The 5347-nt window shown below is 40.0% G+C and carries 4 protein-coding genes and 1 pseudogene; 3 read left to right on the top strand and 2 right to left on the bottom strand.

Annotated elements, in window-relative coordinates; genetic code table 11:
- Both AC1DPQ_RS16485 and AC1DPQ_RS16480 read left to right on the top strand, forming a co-directional pair.
- A pseudogene (locus tag AC1DPQ_RS16485) lies at positions 1-595 on the top strand (hypothetical protein); the annotation flags it as partial.
- 25 nt (positions 596-620) lie between these two features.
- Positions 621-2018, top strand: a complete 1398-nt coding sequence (locus AC1DPQ_RS16480) for a SusD/RagB family nutrient-binding outer membrane lipoprotein (protein WP_477584324.1) — start codon at positions 621-623, stop codon at positions 2016-2018.
- 135 nt (positions 2019-2153) lie between these two features.
- Here AC1DPQ_RS16480 and AC1DPQ_RS16475 read toward each other — a convergent pair whose 3' ends face one another.
- Both AC1DPQ_RS16475 and AC1DPQ_RS16470 read right to left on the bottom strand, forming a co-directional pair.
- Positions 2154-3683 (bottom strand): OmpP1/FadL family transporter, encoded by a 1530-nt coding sequence (locus AC1DPQ_RS16475; RefSeq protein WP_477585632.1) that lies wholly within the window; start codon positions 3681-3683, stop codon positions 2154-2156.
- Between the two features lie 20 nt (positions 3684-3703).
- Positions 3704-4714, bottom strand: a complete 1011-nt coding sequence (locus AC1DPQ_RS16470; protein ID WP_477610272.1) for a hypothetical protein — start codon at positions 4712-4714, stop codon at positions 3704-3706.
- A 198-nt stretch (positions 4715-4912) separates the two neighbouring features.
- On the opposite strand from AC1DPQ_RS16470, the gene AC1DPQ_RS16465 reads away from it, so the two are divergent.
- The coding region (locus tag AC1DPQ_RS16465; protein WP_477610271.1) for a class-II aminoacyl-tRNA synthetase family protein at positions 4913-5347 on the top strand (435 nt) is incomplete at its 3' end.

Below are 5347 nucleotides of genomic sequence, written 5' to 3'. Positions count from 1 at the left end.
CAGTGAAGGGAAACTATTAATCGGTAATGATGGGTTACCATTTGCTGCAGACGAACAAGGCATAATCGGCGATATCAATCCGGATTGGATGGGCGGTATTGTTAATAATTTCAAGTATAAGCAGTTTACTTTGAGTTTCTCCTTTGACATGAAAAAGGGAGGCGATATTCAAAACAATGTTGATGGTTACGGATATTTCTATGGTACACCAAAAGTTACCGAAGACCGTGGTCCACGTATTGTTGAAGGTGTAAATGCGACTACAGGTTTGCCCAATACGGTGTCTGTTTCAGGACAAGCCTATTATCAACGAGCTAATGGTGTATTGGAATCCGTTATCCAAGATGGTACTTATGTAAAATTGAGAAATGTTAGCATGGGCTATAACCTAAAGCCAACATGGCTGCAAAAAACGCCTTTCAAAACTATTGGTTTGCAGGTTACGGGTAGAAATTTATGGATATATGCACCACACTTTACAGGTGGCGATCCAGAAGTAAGTTCTTTTGGTTCTTCAAACGGATCTCAAGGGATTTATTCCTTCTCAACCCCAACATCCCGCTCGGTAGATTTCAGTTTAAAATTAACATTATAGGCCCAATACATAAAAAAGAATCAACATGAAAAAGATATATTTCATTTTAAGTTTTGCATTTATGATGGCTTTTGCCGGGTGCAAAAAATACATAGATGTTAACTATGACCCCAACAGACCGATTGATGTTAAAGAATCGCTCATGTTACCACCTATACAAATGCTGATTTCGCAGAATATCAATGCATCAGGCGATGGGAATTTAAGTGTAGTGCTACAGCAATACCTACAGGTAATGGCACTGAACCAGGTAGCCCCAAATTTTGGTACTTATCAGATGTACAATATTGATATGGACGGCGATTGGAGCAACGTATACGTGCGCACGCTGAACAACCTAGGCCTCCTAAATGTAAAAGCAGCTGCAAACGGCAATTTTAATTATACTGCGATTTCTAAAATACTCACTGCGTATACTTTGGGCTACGCAACCGATGCATGGGGAGATATCCCCTATAGTCAGGCTTTCAAGGGAATTGATGTAGCCAATCCTACTTACGATACCCAGCAACAAATATATACCCAGATACAGCGCTTGTTAGATGATGGGATTATAGATATCGGTCGCAATGCCGGTTTGACACCTGGCAGTGACGATCTGATGTACTCAGGTGATATGACCAAATGGAAAAAACTCGCCTACACGTTAAAAGCACGTTATTACATGCACCTGAGTAAAGCGCCTGGAAATACAGCTTCTGCGCAGGCACAGCTGGCTTTGACTGCACTAACTAATGGTATGCAGAGCAACGATGATGATGCTAAAATTGCTTTCAGTGGTGCAGCAGGGGCCGAAAATCCATGGCAACAGAATTTTTTACCAGGTACTACATTTGTACTTGCCAACACCTTTGTTGATGCTTTTACTACCAGAAACGATCCAAGATTAAGCAAAATGGTTAAACCCGCCAAACAAACCGGTTTATATACTGGCCGGCAGATCGGTTTAGACGAAATTGGAAGTCTGGAGGCTTACTCAATCCCTGCCGATTTTTACGCGGGTGCCAATGCCAATAATTATCTGGTAAATTATACCGAGGCATTATTTATAAAAGCCGAAGCCACGCTGGTGATATCGGGTTTTGCAGCTGCACAACCTTTTTATCAGGATGGCATCAAACAGCACATGACTAAGGTAGGGGTGAGCACAACTGATATGGATACCTATATTGCTTCGCGGGGGACACTCAACAGTACAAATGCGCTCCGTTTAATTATGGAAGAAAAGTCGGTTGCAAACTTTCTTAATGCTGAAAATTATACAGATTGGCGCCGTACCGGATTCCCGGCTTTAACCAAAGTTAAAAATGCACTCTCTGAAATTCCAAGAAGGGTACTTTACCCAAATACCGAAATTACAGCAAACCCACAGCCGCAACAAAAGGCTAAAATTACCGATAGGTTATGGTGGGATGTTAATTAAATAAGTGCTGGTTAGTTGATCATGTTGAGGATACCCGATTGGGTATCCTTTTTTATGGTAAAATTTTATGGTAAAAAAAAGCGCCAATTCTCTAGTAGAAAACTGGCGCTTCTTAATTTGTAAGACAAGTTGTTACTAAAATCTTACCCCAAAGGTTAAGAATACGTTGTTTCTATTGCTTTTAACATCTGCAACAGGCTCGCTGTAATCATCTAATAAATACGGACTTGAACTGAAGTTTGTTTTGTAGTTCTGATACGCTAAATCGAAATAATAGTTATCTATGCGGTATCCAATTCCACCGGTGTAGTATTGACCCTGATAAAATTTATTGTCGCCACCTTTAACACCATTTCCGTTTACCCCGTAACCAGCTCTTAAGCTAATTTCGTTAGTCACTTTTACTTCTGCACCAACTCTGTAGTTAACCGCTTCTTTATAAGATTCTTTGATAAAAGCATTGTTGCTATTGATTGTTGAAAGATCAGAGCCATTAGAATCAGAAAAACGCATTGAGGCATAATCTACATAATCAACATCAGCTGAGATTAATGCTGTACCAGCAATTACATAGCTGATACCTGCAGATGCTTTTAACGGCGTGCGTAAGTTGTAACTGAAAGAATAGTATTGGGTAGGGTTATTTGATTTGTTTGGTGCTGTAGAAGCATTACCCGCAGTAGTTGCCTGTAAAGTCTCGCTGGTATTATCTTCAATATTCATCCAGGTTGGTGTTTGGAAATTCAAACCGATCCTTAATTCGTTTATCGGCCTGAAAATAGCACCCAATTTTAAATTAAAACCGCCGCCTTTAGTTTCCTGGTTTCTAAAGTGGGTAAGGTTGTAATTTTCGTTTCCGTTATATGTTGGTACAACGTCACCATCATTATATGAGTTAACAATGCCGGATTCCGTAAAAGTAGCATCGCTGGTGTATTTTACATTAACAAAACTTGCTGTTGCACCAATGTATACCTTATTGCCAAAATTAAGGGCACCTGCTACGTTAAATTCAGAAGTTGAACCTAAACGTGCCTCATCCCAGTTTTGTTTAAAATTTGCATTGTTATAAGGTTCTGCAGAAAATTGATTCGGAAAAGTGGGTGTGTTTTTATTAATTAAATAACTTTTGTAAGCATCGCCAGCCACGCTATTGTCGGTTCCGAAATTATTTGCTTGATCTACATATGAATCTCTTATGGAGCTGTTGGTATTGGTTCCATTATAACTGATGTTATTTAAAAAATCGTTATTTCTCGTATAGCTTAAGCCGAATACAGTACTTACCAATCCTTTATTTACATCAGCTCCCTTTATTCTTGCCGCTGGACTGTAAAATACAACGCCAATATTATTCAGATTAATCTGGTTTTTATCAGCTTTGGTATTATTGCCCAGGTATGCGCTATTGTTTGATACAGAATTAAATTCAGGGGTTAAACTAAACTCAGATTTGGTAAATAAACCCAATCCGGCGGGGTTTGCATTAATTGAACCAATATCACCTCCAACCCCAATTTGCGCACCGCCCATTCCCTTAAATCGAGCAGAACTACCATAATTGGTTTGAGAAAAGCGGAATGCATCAGGGGCGTAACTTTGGGCGTACGTTGTTCCTATAGCAGCTACTGTAGCTACTAGTGAAGCTAAAATATATTTTTTCATGTTGTGTGTTTAAATTTAAATTAACCTCTTCCTGCTCTTGATGGTCTTGAACCGCCACCACCGCCGCCGCCGGTTGAACCACCGCCACTATTTCCGCCGCCATTTGATGGTGGTGGTGAATAACTAGGTCTGCTTTCGGTTCTGGTAGGTGGAGTATAGGTTTCGTTTCTGGTAGGCCTGCTACTTTGTGTACCTTGAGGACTATAATTATCATTCCTTGTAGGTCTGCCAGCTTGCGAGCCCTGAGGTTGTGCATAGCTGCCATTACCTTGGTTTCTGCTTGGTCTTCCAGCATTAATATTTGGAGCATAACCTACACCATTTGGATTTGTAACACCAGATCTGCTCGGTCTGCCCACATTTCCGGCATTGCCGTTTCCATATCTTGGCGTGCCTCTATCGTCACTTCCAGGTCTTGGTCTGCTGTAACCTCTATTGGTATACACACCGCCACCATAGTATCCACCGCCGATACCCCAGCCTCCGCCRTAGTATCCACCGCCCCAACCATAACGGTCGTAATAAGAGTTAGGTCCCCAAGAGTTCCATCCATAAGGATTGTTCCATCCGTAGCCAAAATTACCGTAATAGAAGGGATTGCTCCAGATGCTGCCATAACCAAAGCTGCCGCCCCAGCCCCCTAAACCGTATCCGCTGTTCCAACCCAGGCCATAACCCAAGTAGTTTGAAGGGCCATAACTGCTTCCATAGTAATAATTGTCAAAATAAGGGTCGTAATAGCCTTGAAAGCTGTAACCATTATAAAAACGGTTTATTCTAGATGAGTAATCCATATCGTAATAAGGATTACTTGTTCCGTAATATTCATCATATTCCTCCTGTCCCTGAGCCTGATATTGCTGGCCTTGTCGGTTCTGAGGTTGAGGTGCTATTTCAACCTCCCTGGCTTTCGCCACAGAATTATAAACATCATCAGCTGGCTTAGTTTGAGCCAGTTTTGATGTAGAGCATGATGCCACCAACCCTGCGGCGGCAATCATAACAATGGGTAAAAATTTAATTGGTTTCATTGTGTTTATATTTAGTTGTGTGTGTTCACGAATTTAATATACAAGTTTCAAAAGTAAAAATTATTAACTATTTATTTAGTCAAAAAATGATATAAAATAATTGATATTATTTTGTTAATCGTTTGTAGGCATAAATTTATAAATTTGCCGTTGGATTTTACACTTTTTAACATACAAATTACGTTCCAAATACATAAGATGAGCAAAGAAATTACAAGTAGAGAAGCAGATTATTCCCAGTGGTATAATGATATAGTATTAAAAGCAGATTTAGCAGAGCATTCTGCCGTGCGTGGTTGTATGGTTATAAAGCCAAATGGCTATGCTATATGGGAAAAAATGCAGGCTGTTTTAGATAAAATGTTTAAGGATACAGGCCATCAAAATGCCTATTTTCCATTATTCATTCCAAAGTCATTTTTCTCTAAGGAAGCTTCTCACGTTGAGGGCTTTGCGACAGAATGTGCGGTTGTAACACATTACCGGTTAAAGAATGACGGTAACGGAAATATTGTTGTAGATGAAACAGCTAAGTTAGAGGAGGAATTAATTGTTCGCCCTACATCCGAAACCATTATTTGGAATACTTATAAAGGATGGATCCAATCGTACCGTGATTTACCAATATTGATC

The organism is Pedobacter sp. 01T416_2 (genome assembly GCF_056398925.1).
Note: the sequence above shows the minus strand (reverse complement) of the source record. Positions and strands in the feature narration are given on the sequence as shown.